This is a genomic window from Amycolatopsis sp. CA-126428, assembly GCF_002904335.1.
Lineage (GTDB): Bacteria > Actinomycetota > Actinomycetes > Mycobacteriales > Pseudonocardiaceae > Amycolatopsis.
On the sequence record NZ_PPHF01000030.1, the window covers coordinates 120984 to 140273 of the forward strand.

At 71.5% G+C, this 19290-nt stretch carries 20 protein-coding genes and 1 pseudogene; 12 read left to right on the top strand and 9 right to left on the bottom strand.

The genetic code is table 11. The features are described from left to right. On the top strand, positions 1 to 1404 hold the full coding sequence (locus C2L58_RS07300; protein WP_103336769.1) for a GH1 family beta-glucosidase: 1404 nt from the start codon (positions 1 to 3) through the stop codon (positions 1402 to 1404). Position 1405: 1 nt separating this feature from the next. On the opposite strand, the gene C2L58_RS07305 is transcribed toward C2L58_RS07300, so the two are convergent. Both C2L58_RS07305 and C2L58_RS51450 read right to left on the bottom strand, forming a co-directional pair. Then, entirely contained in the window at positions 1406 to 2464 is a 1059-nt protein-coding gene (locus tag C2L58_RS07305) for a hypothetical protein (RefSeq protein ID WP_233225598.1), read from the bottom strand. A gap of 96 nt (positions 2465 to 2560) precedes the next feature. Further along, positions 2561 to 2770: pseudogene (locus C2L58_RS51450) on the bottom strand (helix-turn-helix domain-containing protein); the annotation flags it as partial. Positions 2771 to 2933: 163 nt separating this feature from the next. On the opposite strand from C2L58_RS51450, the gene C2L58_RS07310 reads away from it, so the two are divergent. Both C2L58_RS07310 and C2L58_RS07315 read left to right on the top strand, forming a co-directional pair. Then, entirely contained in the window at positions 2934 to 3332 is a 399-nt protein-coding gene (locus tag C2L58_RS07310; protein ID WP_103336771.1) for a hypothetical protein, read from the top strand. A gap of 180 nt (positions 3333 to 3512) precedes the next feature. Next, positions 3513 to 4136, top strand: coding sequence for a DUF2306 domain-containing protein (locus tag C2L58_RS07315; protein ID WP_103336772.1), 624 nt, complete (start codon positions 3513 to 3515; stop codon positions 4134 to 4136). Here the strand turns inward: C2L58_RS07315 and C2L58_RS07320 are convergent. Next, positions 4084 to 5247, bottom strand: coding sequence for an acyl-CoA dehydrogenase family protein (locus C2L58_RS07320; RefSeq protein ID WP_103336773.1), 1164 nt, complete (start codon positions 5245 to 5247; stop codon positions 4084 to 4086). The two genes, C2L58_RS07315 and C2L58_RS07320, sit on opposite strands and share 53 nt — an antisense overlap. Next, positions 5244 to 7586, bottom strand: coding sequence for a bifunctional salicylyl-CoA 5-hydroxylase/oxidoreductase (locus C2L58_RS07325; RefSeq protein ID WP_103336774.1), 2343 nt, complete (start codon positions 7584 to 7586; stop codon positions 5244 to 5246). Before C2L58_RS07325 ends, C2L58_RS07320 begins: the two co-directional genes overlap by 4 nt. A 67-nt stretch (positions 7587 to 7653) precedes the next feature. Between C2L58_RS07325 and C2L58_RS07330 the strand changes: the two genes are divergently transcribed. Then, entirely contained in the window at positions 7654 to 8049 is a 396-nt protein-coding gene (locus C2L58_RS07330) for a RidA family protein (protein WP_103336775.1), read from the top strand. 44 nt (positions 8050 to 8093) lie between these two features. On the opposite strand, the gene C2L58_RS07335 is transcribed toward C2L58_RS07330, so the two are convergent. Next, positions 8094 to 8948 (bottom strand): PaaX family transcriptional regulator, encoded by an 855-nt coding sequence (locus tag C2L58_RS07335; RefSeq protein WP_103336776.1) that lies wholly within the window; start codon positions 8946 to 8948, stop codon positions 8094 to 8096. Between the two features lie 52 nt (positions 8949 to 9000). Between C2L58_RS07335 and C2L58_RS07340 the strand changes: the two genes are divergently transcribed. The 3 genes from C2L58_RS07340 (at position 9001) to C2L58_RS07350 (ending at position 10917) form a co-directional block, all read left to right on the top strand. After that, a complete protein-coding gene (locus C2L58_RS07340) occupies positions 9001 to 9678 on the top strand; it encodes a GNAT family N-acetyltransferase (RefSeq protein ID WP_103336777.1) in 678 nt (225 codons plus the stop codon). Positions 9679 to 9840: 162 nt separating this feature from the next. Further along, the gene (locus C2L58_RS07345; RefSeq protein ID WP_103337101.1) at positions 9841 to 10500 is read left to right on the top strand and encodes a hypothetical protein; all 660 of its coding nucleotides are present in this window, start codon (positions 9841 to 9843) and stop codon (positions 10498 to 10500) included. Positions 10501 to 10557: 57 nt separating this feature from the next. Next, positions 10558 to 10917 (top strand): PLDc N-terminal domain-containing protein, encoded by a 360-nt coding sequence (locus C2L58_RS07350; RefSeq protein ID WP_103336778.1) that lies wholly within the window; start codon positions 10558 to 10560, stop codon positions 10915 to 10917. A gap of 7 nt (positions 10918 to 10924) precedes the next feature. Here C2L58_RS07350 and C2L58_RS07355 read toward each other — a convergent pair whose 3' ends face one another. After that, on the bottom strand, positions 10925 to 11389 hold the full coding sequence (locus C2L58_RS07355; protein WP_103336779.1) for a MarR family winged helix-turn-helix transcriptional regulator: 465 nt from the start codon (positions 11387 to 11389) through the stop codon (positions 10925 to 10927). Positions 11390 to 11488: 99 nt separating this feature from the next. On the opposite strand from C2L58_RS07355, the gene C2L58_RS07360 reads away from it, so the two are divergent. Further along, the gene (locus tag C2L58_RS07360; protein ID WP_103336780.1) at positions 11489 to 11911 is read left to right on the top strand and encodes a nitroreductase family deazaflavin-dependent oxidoreductase; all 423 of its coding nucleotides are present in this window, start codon (positions 11489 to 11491) and stop codon (positions 11909 to 11911) included. On the opposite strand, the gene C2L58_RS07365 is transcribed toward C2L58_RS07360, so the two are convergent. Then, complete coding sequence (locus C2L58_RS07365) at positions 11908 to 13068, bottom strand: acyltransferase family protein (protein WP_199191179.1); 1161 nt, start codon at positions 13066 to 13068, stop codon at positions 11908 to 11910. The two genes, C2L58_RS07360 and C2L58_RS07365, sit on opposite strands and share 4 nt — an antisense overlap. An 86-nt stretch (positions 13069 to 13154) precedes the next feature. Continuing rightward, complete coding sequence (locus C2L58_RS07370; protein WP_103336782.1) at positions 13155 to 14447, bottom strand: FAD-binding oxidoreductase; 1293 nt, start codon at positions 14445 to 14447, stop codon at positions 13155 to 13157. A gap of 90 nt (positions 14448 to 14537) precedes the next feature. Here C2L58_RS07370 and C2L58_RS07375 point away from each other — a divergent pair, with 90 nt between their 5' ends. Genes C2L58_RS07375 through C2L58_RS07385 form a run of 3 tightly spaced genes read left to right on the top strand, consistent with a single transcriptional unit; the run spans position 14538 to position 17269 of the window. Beyond that, positions 14538 to 15422 carry a LysR family transcriptional regulator gene (locus C2L58_RS07375; RefSeq protein WP_103336783.1) on the top strand — a complete coding sequence of 295 codons (885 nt, stop codon included), beginning with the start codon at positions 14538 to 14540 and terminating at the stop codon, positions 15420 to 15422. A gap of 46 nt (positions 15423 to 15468) precedes the next feature. After that, positions 15469 to 16272, top strand: coding sequence for an oxygenase MpaB family protein (locus tag C2L58_RS07380; protein WP_103336784.1), 804 nt, complete (start codon positions 15469 to 15471; stop codon positions 16270 to 16272). 31 nt (positions 16273 to 16303) lie between these two features. Beyond that, complete coding sequence (locus C2L58_RS07385; RefSeq protein ID WP_103336785.1) at positions 16304 to 17269, top strand: DNA polymerase domain-containing protein; 966 nt, start codon at positions 16304 to 16306, stop codon at positions 17267 to 17269. Between the two features lie 209 nt (positions 17270 to 17478). On the opposite strand, the gene C2L58_RS07395 is transcribed toward C2L58_RS07385, so the two are convergent. Continuing rightward, entirely contained in the window at positions 17479 to 18234 is a 756-nt protein-coding gene (locus tag C2L58_RS07395) for a CDP-alcohol phosphatidyltransferase family protein (protein WP_103336787.1), read from the bottom strand. Positions 18235 to 18301: 67 nt separating this feature from the next. On the opposite strand from C2L58_RS07395, the gene C2L58_RS07400 reads away from it, so the two are divergent. Then, on the top strand, positions 18302 to 19264 hold the full coding sequence (locus C2L58_RS07400; RefSeq protein WP_103336788.1) for a zinc-dependent alcohol dehydrogenase: 963 nt from the start codon (positions 18302 to 18304) through the stop codon (positions 19262 to 19264). The last annotated feature ends 26 nt before the right edge of the window (positions 19265 to 19290 follow it).

Here is a 19290-nt window from a genome sequence, read left to right on the forward strand (position 1 = left end):
TTGACCGAGACCACCGCCGCGACCGCCGAACAGCAGGCGCTGATCGACACGCTGCCACCGGACTTCCGCTGGGGCGTGGCCACCGCCGCGTACCAGATCGAAGGGGCGGTCGCCGAAGACGGGCGCACACCGTCCATTTGGGACACCTTCTGCCGGGTGCCGTGGGCCATCGACAACAATGACAACGGTGACGTGGCGTGCGACCACTACCACCGGATGCCCTCGGACATCGAGCTGGTCGGCGAGCTGGGCGCGGACACGTACCGGTTTTCCGTGGCGTGGCCCCGGGTCCAGCCGCACGGCCGCGGCGGCGTCAACGAGGCGGGCATCGGGTTCTACGACCGGCTCGTCGACGAGACGCTGAGCCGCGGGATCACGCCGTGGCTGACGCTGTACCACTGGGACCTCCCGCAGGAGCTGGAGGACGCGGGCGGCTGGCCGGCGCGTGACACGGCGTACCGGTTCGCGGACTACGCGATGCTGGTGTTCGACCGGCTTTCCGATCGGGTCCGGCATTGGACGACCTTGAACGAGCCGTGGTGCTCGGCGATGCACGGGTACGTGCACGGCGTGATGGCGCCGGGCCGGCGTGACTACGCGGCCGGGATGCACGCGGTGCACCACCTCCTGCTCGGCCACGGGCTGGCGGTGCAGCGCATGCGCGAGGCGGCACCGGCGGACACGCAGTTCGGCATCACGCTCAACATGTGCACGGCCGACCCGGCGACGGACTCCCCGGAGGACGTCCGCGCGGCCCGCCAGGCGGACGGCCTCGGCGTCCGGATCTACCTGGACCCGCTGGTCCACGGCCGCTACCCGGAGGACGTGGTCGATGACCTGGCTTCGCGCGGCGTGAAGCTGCCGATCCAGGACGGCGACCTCGACGTGATTTCGACGCCGCTGGACTTCCTGGGCGTGAACTACTACTTCGGCCAGCAGTTCTCGGGCGTGGACGATTCCGGTCGCCCGGTCGACGACGACGGCGTCCCGGCGTCCCGCGTGATCCCGTTCGGCGAGCCCACGACGGCGATGGGCTGGGAGATCCTGCCGGGCAAGTTCACGGAGCTGCTGACGCGCCTGGGCCGTGATTACCCGGGGCTCCCGATGTACATCACGGAGAACGGCTCGGCCTTCGACGACGACCCGGACTCTTCCGGTTTCGTGCGTGACGACAGCCGTACGGCTTACCTGGCCTCGCACATCGCCGCGGTGGCGGCGGCCCGGAACGCGGGTGCCGACGTCCGGGGGTACTTCGCGTGGTCCCTTTTGGACAACTTCGAGTGGGCGTACGGGTACGCGAAGCGGTTCGGGCTCATCCGGGTGGACTACGAGACGCAAGCGCGAACGATCAAGCAGAGCGGCTACTTCTACCGCGACACCGTCCGGCGGGTGCGCGGCAGCTGAGTCACACCGGGACGCCGGTCCGGCGCGCGAACGCGGTCAACCCGGGAAGGTGGCGAGCGTTCGGGTGCCGGATCAGGCTCTCGGTGATCCGGTGGATCGTCCGGCGATAACGGACTTCGTCGGGCGAGGCGTGCTCGGCCGCCAGCAGAGCGCGGTAGCACTGCTCCGGCTTGCCCCATTGGTGGAAGGCCCGTGCCACGTCGGAGTAGTAGCGGGCACGTCGTTCGACGACCGGGATCGAAGCCGGATCGATGCGGCGGGCGTGTTCGATCGCGGTGCCGGAGTCGCCGAGGACCCGGGCGATGCTGACCTGGTAGAGGCCGACCGCGGTGGGGTTGAACGCGGTGGCGTGCGGGCCCGTCGCGACCCTGGCGGCGGCGTCCGCCGCTTCGGTGATCAGCGACCTGGCCGTGTCCCGGTCGCCGTCGACGGCCGCGGTGTACGCACCGGTTTCCAGGAGCGTCCCGTAGACGGAGAGGTGCTCGGGACCGCGGTGCAGGGTGGGTTGCAGGGCGGCCGCGGTGTCGAGGACCAGCTGGCGTGCGGTGTCGGCCTGGCCCGAGCGGCGCAACACGATTCCCCAGCTGCGCCGGGTCGTCGCTTGGGTGAGGATGTCGCCGGAGGCGTCCGCGGCCTGCAGGGCCCGGTCGGCTGCCGTCCAAGCGAGCCGATCGTTGCTCACCTTGATCATGAGTTCCGTCGTCAAGGTGTAGAGCTCGGCCAGGTACCGGTTGGCCGCGGCGACACCGCCGGTGCTGTCCAGTTGCGCGCGGGTGGCCATCGCCCGGGCCAGTACCTTGGGCATCAGCGTGGCGACCTCACCGTACTTCGCCTGGTGGAAGCTCGACCGGACGACGGCAACGGCCTGCTGGAGCTCCTTGAGCGACACCGGCTCCGCGTTCGCGATGGGCGGGTTCAGCAATGCGATCCCGAGCGACCTGATCGGATCGGCGGCGCCGTACGCCGGGCCGGCCCCGACCAGCGCGCCGGCGGTCAACCCGCCCGCCCCGGCGAGCAAAGTGCGACGCCGCATCGGGTCGTCCTCCTCGGGTTCGGGCACCGGAACCGGGCCAACAGTAGGCCAACGCCGTGACGGCGTCCTGCCGGACACACCGTGTGGGTTATCCGGAATGAGCCCGAAGACCTCGATCGGCAAGTCCAACGCGGTAGCCAGAACGCGGAGAACCCCGACGTCGCGAAGCGGCGACCGGCCGGTTTCCCAGCGGGAAATCCGGCTGGCCGAGCACCCGCATCGGCGTCCCAGCGCGGTCTGCGTCCAGCCCGCGGCGGACCGGGCGACCCGGACGACGTCGCCGGGGCGGCGAGGATGGCCGGAGAGGTGGCCGGCTGTGCCGTCGCGACTCATCGTGACCTCCCCTGAGCGGGGTCGATGCTGTCACGGTAGCTCGACCGGGCCGTTGACGAGCGATTTTGCAGGATTCGCACACAACGTGCGTGATCGGTACGGCCGATGGGCCCAACGCCTCTGCCGCGGTTCGGTGCAACCGTGCGCACGAAAGGAGAGGCGGATGGAACGCTCGCTGGCCATGGCCCTGTTCGCGGCAGCGGACGCACGTTTCGATCCCTGCGGTGCCACCGCCTTCGCGCAGCGGCTCGGCCGGGAACTCGACGCCGGACGGATCGCGTTTCCCCGGCCTCTCGTCGTCGGTGGTGGCTGCCCGTACGGGTGCCTCGTGCTCCATCGCTTTCCCGACGATTTCGCGAGGCTGCCCGAGGTGGCTCGCATTCTCGCGCGGGGTTTGGCGGACATCGCCGGAGGAGGCTTTCTGATCGGCGTCCGCGGCGGTTCCGGGTTCGATGTCGTGGACTTGGTGGTGCAGGCAGTGCGGTGTGAACTGGAAGACCATCGCGGGAGTGCCGGCCCCGTCGGCCGGATCGACGAAACCACCGTCTTGGCATTGCTGTGAACGGCGGTGAGGCGAGCCCCACCAGGGTGGCGGTGGTGTACCCCATGGCTCGGCTCCGGGCAGTTCCCTAGCGTCGGCCGGGCGAAGTCCCGACCGGCGACTGGGGGAGCCATGACCGTCCGAGCGGAGAACAGACCCGTACCCGCCGAGGTGGCACCGCGGTGGTGGCGACGACCCTGGGTGGCGCCGCTCGCCCTGGTCGTCGCCGGTTTCCTCGCCTACTCGGTGCCGCCCTACCTCACCCTCGATCCCGCGCAGTCACGCGTTCCCGCGCCGCCCGGGTTCGCCGCGCACTACTGGCTCCTCCTCGCGCACATCACCTTCGGGACCATCGCCATCGTCGGCGTCATCCTGCAGATTTGGCCGTGGCTGCGCCGAAAACACCCGATCGCGCACCGGCGGATCGGGCGGGTCTACGTCTTCGGTGGTGCGCTGCCGGCCGCGGTGATGGCCGCGGTGATCGGTGCCGTGAGCCCGTTCGGCCCGGTTGTCGGGACGCTCGACGTCGTCGCCGCGCTGCTGTGGCTCGGCTTCACGATCGCCGGGTGGCGGGCGATCCGTCAGCGCCGGTACGCCGACCACCGGAAGTGGATGATCCGCAGCTTCGCGATGACCATGAGCACCTTGACGAGCCGCGCCCTCTCGCCGATCGCGTTCCTGCTCGTCATGCCGCGGGTCGACGACAAGAGCGAGCTGATCCTGACCGCGGGGACGCTCTCCGCCGTGCTGAGCATCCTGTCGTTGCTGCTGCTCAGCCAGTGGTGGCTCGACCGGAAGCCGAAGAAGCCAGCCAGCGCGCGATGATCGTCCGCTGGATCTCCGACGCGCCTTCGTAGATGCGGGGCGCCCGGACCTCCCGGTACAGGTGCTCCAGCAGGTGCCCGCGCCGCAACGCGCGGGCGCCGTGGAGCTGGACCGCCGAGTCGACGACGAACTGCGCCGCCTCGGTGGCGAACAGCTTCGCCATCGCCGCGCGGCCGCCGAGGTTCGGCTCGCCCGCGTCGTACGCGCCCGCCGCCGCGTAGACCAGCAGCCGGGCCGCTTCCGTGCGGGTGGCCATCTCGGCGAGGGCGTGCGCCACCGCCTGCTGCTTGATCAACGGCCCGCCGAAGGCTTCGCGCGAGCTCGTGTGGGACACCGTGGCGTCCAGCGCCGCCTGGGCCATGCCGACGGCGAACGCGCCGACGCTCGGGCGGAACAGGTCCAGCGTCCGCATCGCCACGGCGAACCCGCGGTTCTCCTCGCCGAGCAGTTCGTCGCGCCGGACCTCGACGCCGTCGAACGTCACCGTGCCGATCGGGTGCGGGCTGACCAGGTCCAGGTGCTCGCCGCCCAGGCCCGGGCGGTCGGCGGGGACGACGAACGCGCTCACCCCGCGCGAGCTCGCGTCCGGCGTCGTCCGGGCGAACACCGTGTAGAAGTCGGCTTCCGGCGCGTTGGAGATCCACATCTTCTCGCCGGTGAGGCGCCAGCCGTCTCCGTCGGCCTCCGCCGCGAGGGACAGCGCCGCCGCGTCCGAGCCGGCGTCCGGTTCGGTCAGCGCGAACGCCGCCACCGCATCGCCGGCCGCCACCGCGGGCAGCCACTTCGCGACCTGTTCGTCCTTTCCGGACTGGAGGATCGGGTAACTTCCCAAGCCCTGCAACGCGAGCGACGTCTCGGCTTCCGTGCTGACCGTGGCGAGGTTCTCGCGCAGGATGCACAGGTCCGTCGCGGCCGCCTGCCTCGACGGCGTGCCCGACGCGACGCCGGGGAAGAGCCGCGCGAGCAGGCCGAGCGCGCCCATGGCCTTGAGCAGCGGCCGGTTGACCGCACCCTCCACACCGGACTCGGCGATCGGCCGCAGCTGCTCCTCGGCCAGCTGCCGCACCTCGGCGGCGAACGCCTGCTGGGCGGGGTTCAGGGCGAAGGTCATGAGGAAGCTCCCGGTCGCCAGCGGGCGTGGGCGGTGCCGGCCGGACCGGACCGGACGAGGTCGAGCCGCGGCTCGGGCCCGTCGGAGCGGCCCGTCTGCGGCTTGCGGCTGCCCGCGGCGAACGGCTTCGGCCACGGCATCGGATAACCCTGGTCGGCCGCCGCGTGCAGCGTCCACTGTGGATCATAGAGGTGGGTCCGGCCCAGTGCGCAGAGGTCCGCGCGCCCGGCCAGGATCAGCGAATTGACGTCGTCGTAGGACGAAATGGCCCCGACGGCGATCACCGCGATCCCGTACTCCTCGCCGATTTCGTTGCGGATCCGGTCGGCGTAGGGGGTCTGGTAGCTGCGGCCGTACTGCGGGCGTTCCTCGCTGACGACCTGCCCGGTCGAGACGTCGATGCCCGCGGCGCCGCGGGCGGCGAACGCGCGCGCGATCTCGACGGCGTCGTCGGCGTCGATGCCGCCCTCGCACCAGTCGGTCGCCGAGATCCGGACGGTCATCGGCCGCTCCGCGGGCCACGCGGCGCGGACGGCGTCGAAGACTTCCAGCGGGAAGCGCAGCCGGTTCTCGAGCGAGCCACCGTAGGCATCCGTGCGCTGGTTGGTCAGCGGCGAGAGGAACGACGACAGCAGATAGCCGTGCGCGCAGTGCAGTTCCAGGACGTCGAACCCGGCGCGGGCGGCGGCTTCCGCGCAGGCGACGAACTGCGACCGGATCTCTGCCAGGTCCGCTGTGGACAGTTCACGCGGGACCTGGTTGCGTTCGGAGTACGGCAATGGCGAAGGGGCGCAGACTTCCCAGTTGCCGGCCGGGAGCGGCTCGTCGATGCCGTCCCACATGAGCTTCGTCGAACCCTTGCGCCCGGAGTGTCCCAACTGGATGCCGATCCGGGCCGGTGTCTCCTCGTGTACGAAGTCGACGATCCGCTTCCACGCCGCTTCCTGTTCCGGCGCGTACAGCCCGCCGCAGCCGGGCGTGATCCGGCCTTCGGGGGAGACGCAGACCATCTCGGTCATCACCAGCCCGGCTCCACCCAGGGCCTTGCTGCCCAGGTGTACCAGGTGGAAGTCGCCCGGCACGCCGTCTTCCGCCGAGTACATGTCCATCGGGGACACGATGATCCGGTTCGGCAGTTCCAGACCACCCAAAGAGAACGGCTGGAACATCGGCGGCCGCGACGTCGTCCCGAGCGAGCGCGCGAACCAGTGGTCGAGCTCGGCCGCGAACTCGGGGTCGCGCAGGCGGAGGTTGTCGTAGGTGACGCGGCGGCTGCGGGTGAGGATGTTGAACGCGAACTGCGGCGGTTCCTGGTGGGCGTACTGCGCGATGTTCTCGAACCACTCCAGGCTGGCCTGCGCGGCGCGCTGCGTCGAGGTGACGACCGGCCGCCGTTCCAGCTCGTACGCCTTGAGCGCCTCCGCGACGCCGTCGTTTTCGTGCAGGCAAGCGGCCAGCGCGAGTGCGTCCTCCATCGCCAGCTTCGTGCCGGAGCCGATCGAGAAGTGCGCGGTGTGCGCGGCGTCGCCGAGGAGGACGACGTTCTCGTGCACCCAGGTCTCGCAGCGGACCGTCCCGAACGAGACCCACTTCGAGTTGTTCGCCATCACCTGGTGGCCGTCGAGGACGTCGGCGCACAGCTCGCGGATCAGCGCGATCGACTTCTCGTCGCTCTCGCCGGGCTTCAGCGACGTCGCCGCGATCGGCCCGAACGTCCGCTGCCAGACGTCCTCCTGAACCTCGAGGATGAACGTGCTGCCGTCGCGGCCGTACGGGTAGCCGTGGATCTGCATGATCCCGGCCGGCGTCTCGAGGACGTAGAACTTGAAGGCGTCGAACACCAGGTCCGTGCCCAGCCAGATGTACCGGCACCGGCGGGTCTCGACGCTCGGCCGGAAGGACTCGGCGTACCGGGCGCGTATCGCCGAGTTGACGCCGTCGGCCGCGATGACCAGGTCGTAGCCCGACAGGTCGGCCGGCGCCTCCTCCCGGAAGTGCAGCCCGACGCCGAGTTCGCCGCAGCGGCTCTGGAGGATGCCGAGCAGGCGCTTGCGGCTCATCGCGGCGAAACCGTGGCCGCCCGAGGTGGTGACCGTGCCGCGGTAGTGCACGTCGATGTCGTCCCAGCGGGCGAATTCGGCCGTCATCGCCTCGTGGACGCCTGCGTCGGCGTGCTCGATGCCGCCGAGCGTCTCGTCGGAGAACACGACACCGAAGCCGAAGGTGTCGTCCGGCGCGTTGCGCTCCCAGACGGTGATTTCGTGGCCGGGACCGAGCTGTTTCGCGAGCGCGGCGAAGTACAGACCCGCCGGGCCGCCACCGATGACCGCGATTCGCACGCCGTCCAGGGTATGTCGTGACGACTACGACCGTCAATAACGCGAAAGATGGCGTACGGTGTCCCGCATGGAACGCATCAACCCGCCGGAGCTGGGCAAGCCGTCCGGGTTCTCGCACGCGGTGGTGGCCGAGGGGCGCGTCGTCTTCCTGGCCGGCCAGACCGCACTGGACGCGTCGAACAAGATCGTCGGCGACGGCGTCGTCGCGCAGTTCGAACGCGCGCTCGGCAACCTGCTGGCGTCCCTGCGCGCGGCGGGCGGCTCCCCGGCGGACCTCTGCAGCGTGACGATCTACATCGTCGACATGGTGGATTACCGGGCCCACGCGCGCGAGATCGGCGCGGTCTGGCGCCGGCTCGCGGGCACGGAGTACCCGGCGATGGCGGGCATCGGCGTGTCCCGGCTGTGGGACGAGGAGGCGCTGGTCGAGGTCCAGGGGTTCGCGGTCGTGAGTGGTAAGTAGGGTTCTAACCCGCATTACCACTCACGAGGGCCGCGGCAGACCGCTCAGCCGAAGTTGATTGCCTTCGCGACGAACGCCCGGGCCGGCGTCTCCAGCTTCGCGTGCAGCTCGAAGAACAGCTCGGCCGCCCGGATCCCGGACCACCCGGCGGGCAGGAACTCCGCGGGCAGGCCGGGGTCGAGGTAGGGCATCCGCCGCCAGCCGGTCAGCACGCGGACGTAGTCGCCGAATGCCTCTTCGCTTGCTGCCGGGGTGCGGCGCTGCCAGCGGCGCAGCGCCGGGCCGTGCTCGTCGAGGAAAGTCGTGTACAGCTCGTCCAGGCGGTCGAGGTCCCACCAGTCGCGGACCTTCGCCGCGACGTCGCCGAAGGCCAGGTGCTCCGCGCGGAACAGGTCGGCGTACCCGGCCAGGCCGAGGCGGGTGAGCGCTTCCTCGGTGGCCGCGTGGAGGTGGGCCGGGGCGATCCAGACGCCGGACGCCGCGGTGCCGAAGCCCATCCGGGCGAGCTGGGTGCGCAGGAGGTGGCGTTTGTGGCGCTCGGTCTCGGGCACCGAAAACACCGCGAGCAGCCAGCCGTCGGCCGCGGTCGCGCGGCCGCGGCGGAAGATCCGCTCGTCGCCCTCGCGCAGGATCTCCCGGGCTTCGTCGGACAGCTCGTACCCCGCCGTCGCGTCGCGGCGGACCGCTTCGAGGATTCCGCGGCGCTTCAGCCGGGAGATCGACGAGCGCACCGCGGGCTCGTCGACGCCGACGGCGGCGAGCAGATCGATCAGCGAGGCGACCGAGAGCCACCCGCCTTCGGTGCGCGAATAGAGGCCGTACACCGTCACGATGAGCTGGCGAGGCTGGGCGGACCGGCCGGAGCCGTCCAGTTCGGTTGCCTCGGGTACGGCCGTCATCGCGCCACGATAGCAACTCCCACCCCGATCGCTCCGCTACGATTTCGCCGCGATGCTGCCAGCCACCAAGGGGATCTTCGACCGGCTCACCCGCCGCGGCCGCCTGATGTCCAAGCGGACCTGCGACCGGCAGGGCCACGTGCTGCGCAGCGGGCGCTTCCTCTTCCGCACCCCGACCGCGTGGGAGTACGCCGCCGCCGTGGCCGGGGGCAGTGATCCGGGCGCGCAGCGGTGGCTCGGCTGGCAGCGCGACTCGATCGTGGCCGAACCGCTGCGCGCGGACGCGCTGCGGGTCGTGCCCGGCACCGGCCCGGACTGGACGTCACCCGATCCGCAGTCCGTCGACCTGGTGATGATCGACGTCGAGGCCAACCGCTGCATCGGCCTGGTGAGCGTGCACACCGGCGAGGACGGCGGCCCGGAGACCGGCGGCTACCTCGCCCCGGGCTACCGCGGCCGCGGCCACGGACGGGTGCTCTTCGCGGCCGGGCTGACGCTGGCGCACGAGCACCTCGGCCTGGCGCGGGTGCGGGCCGGCGCGGAAGTCGGCAACATCGCCAGCGCGCGGTCGCTGCAGGCCGCCGGGCTCGCCCGGGTGGCCGGCCCGCCGACGTACCGGCTGCCGGACGGCCGGATCACCGAGGCGTGGTGGTTCCAGCACGACGTCCCGCGCCCGACGCGCTGCGGTGGGCCCCAAGCCACGTGGTTCCCGGTGTCGTCCGTGCTCTGACTTCTTTCGGGGTTCCGGGTGGCGGAGCCCCGGATGACACAGACTTCGGCCGTCGCCGACGCTTTCCGCGGCTAACTTCGCCGCATGACTTCGCTTTCCGCTCCGGTCCCGCCTGTTCCCCTCGACGTTCCGCCGGGGAGCATCGCCTGGTTGCGCGCGTCCGTGGCCCGCTTCAGCAACGGCGCCGACCACGTCCGGCGGCGCGCGCTGGCCGTGGACGCGCTGGCTTCGGTCGACGCGGATTCCCTGCGGGAGAAGGCTTTTCTCCGCACTCAGGGGATCATCTCCGGCCTCGGCGTCGTCGACGTGATGGCCGAGATCGCGCGGCCGGTGCCGGTCGGGGTGCTCGCCGAGGCGCTGGGCCTGCCGGACGTCTCGGCCGACGTCGCCGGAGTCGCGGCGGCGTACCACCCGCACGTGGAGCCGGGCGAGGCCGCCGAAGCGGCGTTGACGCGGCTGGTCGTCGCTTGCGGCGGGCCGGTCGAACTCGCGGCCGCCCGGATCGGCCTGCTCGTCCAGGCCTGCGACGCCACGGCCGGCCTCATCGGCAACGGGCTTTTCGCGTCGCTGACCGGAAAACCCGCCGAGCAGCCGGTGCTCGCCACACGCCGCCGGATCGGCGGTGAGGACATCACGGTGTCCCTCGCCGGGACGCCGTTCGGGGCCGGGCCGCGCGCGTGCCCGGGGTCGCGGCACGCCCTCGCGCTCTCGGCCGGCGTTCTCCAGGCGTTGCGCGGTTTTCGCCTGACAGAAGGGGAATCGAGCTGGGTTTCGTCGCCGAATCTCCGGATGCCGTCGGTGCTCCGGGTGACCCGCGGCTGACCGGTCAAGGCCCTCTGCTAAGACTTACCGCGTTCATCCTTGGGGGAAGGCGGGGAATTGCTGTACTTCGACGGCCTGCTCGGCATCGTCACGTTCGGGTTGTGGATCTTCTGCTTGGTCGACGTGATCACGACGGACGAATCGTCCTGCCGCAACCTGCCCAAGGGACTGTGGCTGCTGCTCGTGCTGGTGGTGCCGCTGGTCGGCTCGATCATCTGGCTGGTCGCGGGCCGTCCGGAGCACGTGGCGCGGGCGCGCGGCCGGTACGAGCGGCACGCGCCGGCGTTCCCGGAGTACGACCGGCCGGGCCGGTTCGCGGCGACGAGCCCGGAGGACGACGAGGAATTCCTCCGCAAGTGCCGGGAACGCGCGGAAGCCCAGCGCAAGCTGGCCCGCGAAAAGCGCGGCGACGAATAACCCGCGATCAGCAGGCGGGGCCGTCGCAGGTGCCGCGTTCGTAGGCTTCCAGCGTCGCGATCACCAGCTGCCGCTCGGCGGGGGTCAACGGCGTCAGGGCGTCGCTCCAGGCCTTCGCGCCGCGGGCCAGCCAGGCGTCGACGGCCGGGCGCTTGTCCGGGGTGATGCTGACGATCGTGCGGCGGCGGTCGGCGGGGTCCTCGTCGCGGTTCAGCACGCCCTGGCGGCTGAGGTCGCCGACCATCAGGCTCGCCGTCGTCGGCGCCACCTGCAGGCGGGTGGCCAGCTCGGTGACCGTCATCGGGCCGTCGAAGAGCAGGTACGACAGCAGCGAGAGGTGCCTCGGCGCGAGCGCGCAGCCGTCGAGCTCCGCCGGCACCGGGGTGCGCTTCGCCCGGCCGACCAGCCGTGGCATGAGCAGCAGGAGCTGTCGCACGCCGTCCTCGACGCTCGGTCCGGCCTCCGTTGACACGACTCACCTCCCGTCGGTAGCTTTGTTTGCAAAGCAAACACTTAGCTCGAGCGTACCTCGCGCCTGCTCGAGCCTACCGGCCAGAAACAAGGGGATCCCATGACCGCGCCAGCCGACATGAACGAGTTCAACAAGCAGGTCGCCGCCGAATTCCGGGCCAACGAGGGCAAGGTCGGCGGCATGTTCGCGGACAAGAACGTGCTCCTGCTCACCACGATCGGCGCGAAGAGCGGCGCGGAGCGCCTGTCCCCGCTCGTCTACACCACGGACGGCGATCGCTACGTCATCGCCGCGTCCATGGGCGGCGCGCCGAAGAACCCGGCCTGGTACCACAACCTGGTCGCCAACCCGAAGGTCACGGTCGAGGTCGGCACCGAGAAGTTCGAGGCCACGGCCACGGTGATCGCCGACCGCGCCGAGCGCGACCGCCTGTACGCGGGCATGGTGGCGCACGCCGAGGGCTTCGCGGAGTACGAGACGAAGACCGACCGCGTCATCCCGATCGTGGTGCTGGAGCGCTAAGAAGCCACCGGCGCGGGCTCGGCGCGCGTCTCGGCGGGACGTTCCGCTTCCCGCCGTTCCGCGCGCCGGGCTTCCTTGCGGGTGATCAGCTGCTTGCCGACGTCGATCAGCGGCTTCTCGACCCAGCGGTGGATCAGGTCCGCGATCGCCAGGCCGACCAGGAACACCGTCAGCGCCGAGACCGTCCGGTGCTGCCCCAGCCCGGGTACCGCCTGCACGACGACGAAGTGCACCGGTCCCTGGAGCAGGTACAGCGAGTACGACCGCTCGCCCACGAACCGCATCGGGGCCGTGCCGAGCAGCCACCGCAGGGGGCCCGGGCTCACCAGCACGATCAGCAGCAGCATCGTCAGCGCCGCGTACGCGACCAGCAGCCACAGGTTGTTGCGGGTCTCGTGCCAGAGGTCGTCGAAGTTCGTGTGCAGCAGCGCGAACGCCACGACGATCGGGATCGCCGCCAGCGGGTGCGTCAGCGGCTTCAGCAGCGCGTACCCGCGGCGGTAGTGCAGCAGGATTGCCAGCAGGCAGCCGCCCGCCAGGATGAAGTAGTGGATCGTCGAGCGGTAGATCGCCGTCTGCGAGTACTCGAGGACCCAGCCGCCGGTGGTCAGCGGGACCAGCGCCAGCAGCGCGACCATCGCCGCGCCGACCAGCAGGAACTTGCGCTTCGCCGCGCCGATCCCGATCGCGACCAGCAGGAACGGCCAGACGAGGTAGAACTTCTCCTCGATCCCGAGCGTCCACGAGCCGCTGAAGAAGTTGTCCGCCCCGTGGGTGGCCGCCGGCAGGAATTCGTTGAGGAACGTCAGGTAGTACTTCAGCGCCTGCGGGAAGTCGCGTGAGTAGAACTCGCCGCGCAGGACGACGAACGCGACGATCCCGCCGAGGATCACCAGGTACGGCGGCAGGATCCGGAAGACGCGCCGGATGTAGAAGTTCGACAGCGAAATCCGGCCGGTGCGGTCCTGCTCGCGCAGCAGCAGCGTCGTGATCAGGAACCCGGACAGCACGAAGAAGAGATAGACACCGACCCAGCCCGACAGCCAGGTCCAGTTCGGGCCGCCGAAGTGGAAGAAGATGACCATCGTCGCGGCGAGCGCGCGCAGGCCGTCGAGCCCCGGGAACCGCCGCATGCCGAGGTAGTCCTCGTGGCTCATGGTGCGCAAGACGTCCCCTATCGATGCGGTGGCCGGCCGAGTATATGGCTACGATTTGCGGTCCTTTTCCCCGGCCGGTTCGCGTATCACCAGGCCTTGAAGACGTTCCCGGCGTCGTACCGGGACCTCAGCTCCCGGAGCCGCCGCAGGTCGGCGGCCGGAAAAACGCTCTCCGCGATCTCCGCCGGTGCGTGCTCGCCGTAGACGAACGGCAGCAGCCGGCCGGTCGTCCACGGCGCCAGCGCGTCGAACAGCTTCGCGTGGGCGCTCCGGACGGCCGCGACACCGTCGTCGCCGACCATCGACAGCGCCCGGACGACGAACTCGGCCGAGCGATCCCAGCCCACGCCCGGCGTCTCCGGCGTCCGGGCGAGCGCGCCACCCAGCCGGTCGATGATGAGCACCGGCGGCGCGGCGGCGCCCGGGCCGGCGTGCTCGACGATCGCGTCGAGCATGGCGTCGTTCAGCTGGGAGACGGTCGCGTTGGTGCCGTGGTAGCCGTGCGGCTGCCGCGGCTCGGCCGCGATCGACCCCGACTCGGTGTACGGCATCGGCCGCAGCGTGTCCGCCAGCGCGGGGGCGACCGCGCGCAGCGGCGCGACGAGGTCGTCGCCGTCCTCGCCGAGGTAGGCGATCCGGACCTGGGCGATGTGCCGGCCGCGCACGGGCTCGGGCACCATCGGCAGGTCGGGGTACTGGATCACGGCCAATGACGTCGTCAGCGTGTCCGGCGCGGCCGCCGACCACGTCCGCCACGCCCGCAGCACGGCCGGCACGTCGGCGCTGTCGAAGGTGAGGCTGCCGCCGTAGAGGTCACTGACCGGCAGGAGGCCGAACTCCATCGCCGTGACGACGCCGAAGCCGTCGCGGCCGCCGCGCAGCGCCCAGAACAGGTCCGAGCCGGGCTCGGCCCGCCGGAGTTCGCCGTCGGCGGTCACGACGTCGAGGGCGCGGACGTGGTCGGCGGCGCGGCCGTACCGGCGGGCCATCACCCCGAAGCCGCCGCTGAGCGTGTAGCCGACGACGCCGACGTCCGGGGACGAGCCGCTGAGCGGCGCCAGGCCGTGCCGGCCGGCGGCTTCGACCACCGCCTCCCACCGGACACCGGCTTCGACGCGGGCGGTGCGGGCGGCGACGTCGATCGCCACGCCGGTCATCCGCCGGGTGCTGATCAAGACGCCGTCGGTTCCCGCCGTCTGGCCGTGCCCGGTCGCCTGGACGGCGACGGGCAGCCGGTGCTCGGCCGCGTACCGCACGGCGGCGGCGACGTCCGCGGCGCTTTCGGCGGCGACGACGGCCGCGGGTGAGGTGGGCACCGACGTCTGGAATCCGGTGATTTCTTCGGGGTAGCCGTCTTGACCGGGGTGGAGGAGGTTCATTTCAGGTCCTTTCGTTCGCTGCCTCCAGCTTCGGACGATCTCGATCAGAAGTCCAAGATCTGGTTTGTCTGCTGACTAGAATCAGTGCTTATGGAACTGCATCAACTCGCCTACTTCGTCGCCGTCGCGGAGGAAGGGAACTTCACGCGCGCGGCGGAGCGGCTGCACGTGGCCCAGCCGGGGGTGAGTGCGCAGGTCAAACGCCTGGAGCGGGAACTCGGGCAGGAGTTGCTGGACCGCTCCGGCCGGACGGTCCGGCTCACCGACGTCGGCGCCGCGGCCCTGCCCCACGCCCGGGCCGCGCTCGCGGCGGTGCAGGGCGTGCGCGAAGCCGTCGACGAGCTGGCCGGGCTGGTCCGCGGGCAGGTGGCGATCGGCATGGTGACCTCGGTGGGCCCGGTCGGGCTGCCCGACCTGCTGGCGGGCTTCCACGACCGGTACCCGGCGGTCGAAATCACGCTCTCGGAGGCCGACTCCGACACCATGCTCGCCGCGCTGCGCGAGGGACGGCTCGACCTCGCCGTCGTCGGCATCTCGACGGCCCCGCCGCCCGGCATCGCGACGCAGGTGCTGCTCGAGGAGTCGTTCCGGGCCGTCACCGCGCCGTCCGGGCTGCTGGCCGGGCGGGACGAGGTCGAGATCCCCGACCTCGACGGCCTGCCGCTGATGGCCCTGCCGAAGGGGACGGGCCTGCGCACGGCGTTGGACGCGGCCTTCGCGCGGGTGGGGCTGACCCCGCGGATCGCGTTCGAGGCGGCCGATCCGAACGTCCTGGTGCAGCTGGCGATGCGGGGGCTCGGCGTCGCGATCGTGCCGGAGTCGCTGGCCCGGTACCACCAGGCGGAGCTGGCCGTCGCCGGGCTCCGCGGGCCGGGGCTGCGGGGGATGCTGGCGCTGGCGTGGCGGACGGAAGGGCCGTTGAGCCCGGCGGCGCGGGCGTTGATCGCGTTCGCCCGGGCGGCCTACCGCTCTTGACAGCTCGTCAACAACGGCGTTCCCTGGTGGGCCAGGAGGTGCGCCGATGCCCGAGACCGCCCTTCGCGACGCCGTCATCGGCGCCGGGCTGCTGGCCGGCAGCGCGAACGTGATCATGCAGCTGTCCCGCGCGCCCGTCGGGCACGGCGTCCTGGAGAGCCGGGTCGACAGCGGCAACCTCTTCCGCCACCCGGTGAAGCGGACCCGGACCACGCTGACCTACCTCGCGGTCGCGACGATGGGCACCGACGCCGAGCGCGCGGCCTTCCGGAGGGGCGTCGACCGGGCCCACGCCCAAGTGCACTCGACCGCGTCGAGCCCGGTCGCCTACGACGCCTTCGACACCGACCTCCAGCTGTGGGTCGCGGCCTGCCTGTACAAGGGCATCGAAGACGTCCTCCTCGCCTTCGCCGGTGGTGAGCCGGAGCGGTTCTACGCCGACGCCGCCGCTCTCGGCACCACGCTGCAGGTGCCTCCCGAGCGGTGGCCCGGCGACCGGGCCGCCTTCGAGGAGTACTGGGCCGGCGGGCTGGCCGAGGTGGACATCGACGACACCGTCCGCCGCTACCTCACCCGGATCGTCGACCTGGAGTTCCTGCCGCCGGTCTTCGCCGTGCCCGGCCGGGGGTTCCACCGGTTCGTCACCACCGGGTTCCTCCCGCAGCGCTTCCGCGACGAAATGCGGCTGCCCTGGACGGCCGCCGACCAGCGCCGCTTCGAGGCGCTGCTGGCCGCGCTCGGCCTGGTCGTCCGCGTCCTGCCCGGCCCGCTGCGGCGGTTCCCGTTCAACCTCTGCCTCGCCGATCTCCGGTGGCGGTTGCGCACCGGGCGGCCGCTCGTGGGGAGTTGACCGCCTCGCGCGGGGACGCGAAGGTGGGCCGATGAGCGGCGATGAAGAGCGGCACGGCGTCAAGCTGAGCAGTCTCGACCAGGAGGTCTTCCCCGACGCGGGGGTGACCAAGCGCGAGCTGCTCGACTACCTCGAAGCGGTGTCCGGCCGGATGCTGCCGGAGCTGCACGACCGGCTGCTGAGCGTGGTGCGGGTGCTGCGCGGCCAAGGGCCGTTCATGCAGAAGAACCTGCCGAAGTACACGCCGGAGTGGGTGGAGCGCCGGGCGCTGTGGGCCGATCGCTCGCGGCGCGAAGTCACCTACGCGCTCTGCAACGACCTGCGCACGCTGCTGTGGTTCGGCAACCAGCGCGCGATCGAGTACCACACGTCCCTGTTCCGCGGCGAGCCTGCGAGCGGGCCGACGCACCTGATCCTTGACCTCGACCCGCCCCCGGACGCCCCGTTCTCCCTGGCCGTCGGCGCTGCGAAACTGGTGCGGCAGGCATTGCGCGACGACGGCCTCGACGGCGCGGTGAAGACCAGCGGTTCCAAGGGCGTCCACGTCTTCGTGCCGCTCGCACCGGGCCAGCCGACCGAGGACATCGCGGCGGCGACCCGGGCGGTGGCGGCCCGCGCCGAGCGGATCGACCCGGCGCTGGGCACGACGGAGTTCGTGGTCGAGCGCCGCGAAGGCAAGGTGTTCCTCGATTCGACGCGAGCGGGCGGCGCGACGGTCGTCTCGGTCTACAGCCCCCGCCACCGCCCGGGCGCGCCGGTGTCGTTCCCGGTCCGCTGGGCCGGCCTCGACGACGTCAAGCCGGCCGACTTCACCGTGCACACGATCCCGGACCTGCTGGACGACGGCGACCCGTGGACCGAAGAGATGCCCGAGCCGTTCAGGCTGCCCGCGGACCTGGTCGAGGAGGGCCACACGATCCCGATCGCCCGGGTGGTCGCGATGCACGAGGGCAAGCGCCGCGCCCGCGCGGCCCGCGAATCGAGCGAATCCGCGTAGCGCCCCGGTCGGCTCAACCTCGGCCGGAGCCCTGAACTGGCGGTGAAGGTCCAGGCTTCCGTGGCGAGGTCGTGCCCACCCGGTCGGCTGGCGTACCTGGACGGTCGGCTGGCGTTCCTAGAGGGTCGGCTGGCGTACCTGGACGGTCGGCTGGCGTGCCGGGAGGGTCGGCTGGCGTACCTGGACGGTCGGCTGGCGTGCCTGGGGGGTCAGGCGGCCTGGTTGTGGCCGTAGCCCAGCGGTCGGCGCAGGGACGCGCGGGTGATCGCGACGATCCGGGCCGGCTGGTCGGCGACGCGGTGGCGGGCCAGCCAGACGACGTCCCGGCCGAACGACCACGCCAGCGAGGCCAAGGCGACCGCGACCAACACCCACGTCACCGACGACGGCAGCAGCTCCGAGACCGCGACCACCAGGACGACCCCCTGCACGGCCGCGACCGTCTTGCGCGCCATGCTCGGGTACAGCGGCGCGGTCAGCCAGGGCATGGTCCACGAAGCGGCGACGAACACGTACCGCATCAGGCCGATCGCCAGCACCCACAGCCCGAGCGTGCGGGACACCTGGATGCACAGCAGCAAGATCAGGAACGCGTCGACCTCCATGTCGAAGCGCGCGCCGAACTCCGATGACGTGCCGGTGCGGCGGGCCACCTGGCCGTCGAGGCCGTCCAGGAGCAGCGCCACGCCGACCAGCCCGACCAGCCACCAGAGGGAAAAATCACCTTCGGCGACGAGCGCCGCGGCGCAGCCGACCAAGATCGCGCGGGCGAAGGTGATCCAGTCCGCCGGTCCGAAGGCGCCGCGGCCGGTGCGGCGCAGCCCCCACTCGGTGAGCAGCACCAGCGCGAGCACGTAGACGACGCCGGTCGCCCAGGCGAGCGGGGTGAAACCGGCCGTGACGACCCCCGCGGCGAACACCGGCGCCGGCACCGCCGCGCGCAGGAGAAGGTCCTGTTTGATCATCGTCGACTCCGCGAATTGCTCATAGGGTGGCGACACCAGCCTCCGGTCGCCCGCTGAGGAGAAACACGTGGAACAGGCTTTCTGGGTTCAAAGTCCCGGCTCGGGACAGCTGCGCGAGGAGCGGCTGCCCACGCCCGGACCGGACGACGTGCTCGTCCGCACGCTGTGCTCCGGGGTGAGCCGCGGCACCGAAACCCTGGTCTTCCGCGGTGGTGTCCCGACGAGCCAGCACGACGTCATGCGCGCGCCCTTCCAGGAGGGCGAGTTCCCCGGCCCGGTCAAGTACGGCTACCTCAACGTCGGCGTCGTCGAACAGGGCCCGGCGCACCTCGCGGGCAAGACGGTCTTCTGCCTCTACCCGCACCAGACCGCGTACGTCGTCCCGGCGAACGCGGTGACGCCGGTGCCGGACGCCGTCCCACCCGGCCGCGCGATCCTCGCCGGCACGGTCGAGACGGCGGTGAACGCCGTGTGGGACGCGCGCCCGCGGCTCGGCGACCGGATCGCCGTCATCGGCGCCGGGATGGTCGGCTGCAGCGTCGCGAAGCTCCTCACCGGCTTCCCGGCCGTGCGGGTGCAGCTGATCGACGTCGACCCGGCCAAGGCGGAGATCGCCGCCGCGCTCGGGGTCGACTTCTCGACGCCGGACGAGGCGCTCGGCGACTGCGACCTCGTCGTGCACGCCAGCGCGTCCGAGGCCGGCCTCACCAAGGCCCTGGAACTGCTCGCGCCGGAAGGGGAGGTCGTCGAGCTGTCCTGGTACGGCGACCGCCGGGTCAGCGTTCCGCTCGGCGAGAACTTCCACTCGCGACGCCTGGTGATCCGCAGCAGCCAGGTCGGGACGGTCGCGCGACCCGATCGCAGCTACGCCCAGCGCCTCGGCGTCGCCCTGGATCTGCTGGCCGATCCGGCCTTCGAAGCGCTGGTCAGCGGCGAGTGCATGTTTAACGATCTTCCGTCGGTGCTACCCCGGCTGGTCGCGAATGAACTTTCCGCCCTGTGCCTCCGTGTCATGTATCAGCCGCAGTGACCACGTCCACCCGAACGCATCGGAGG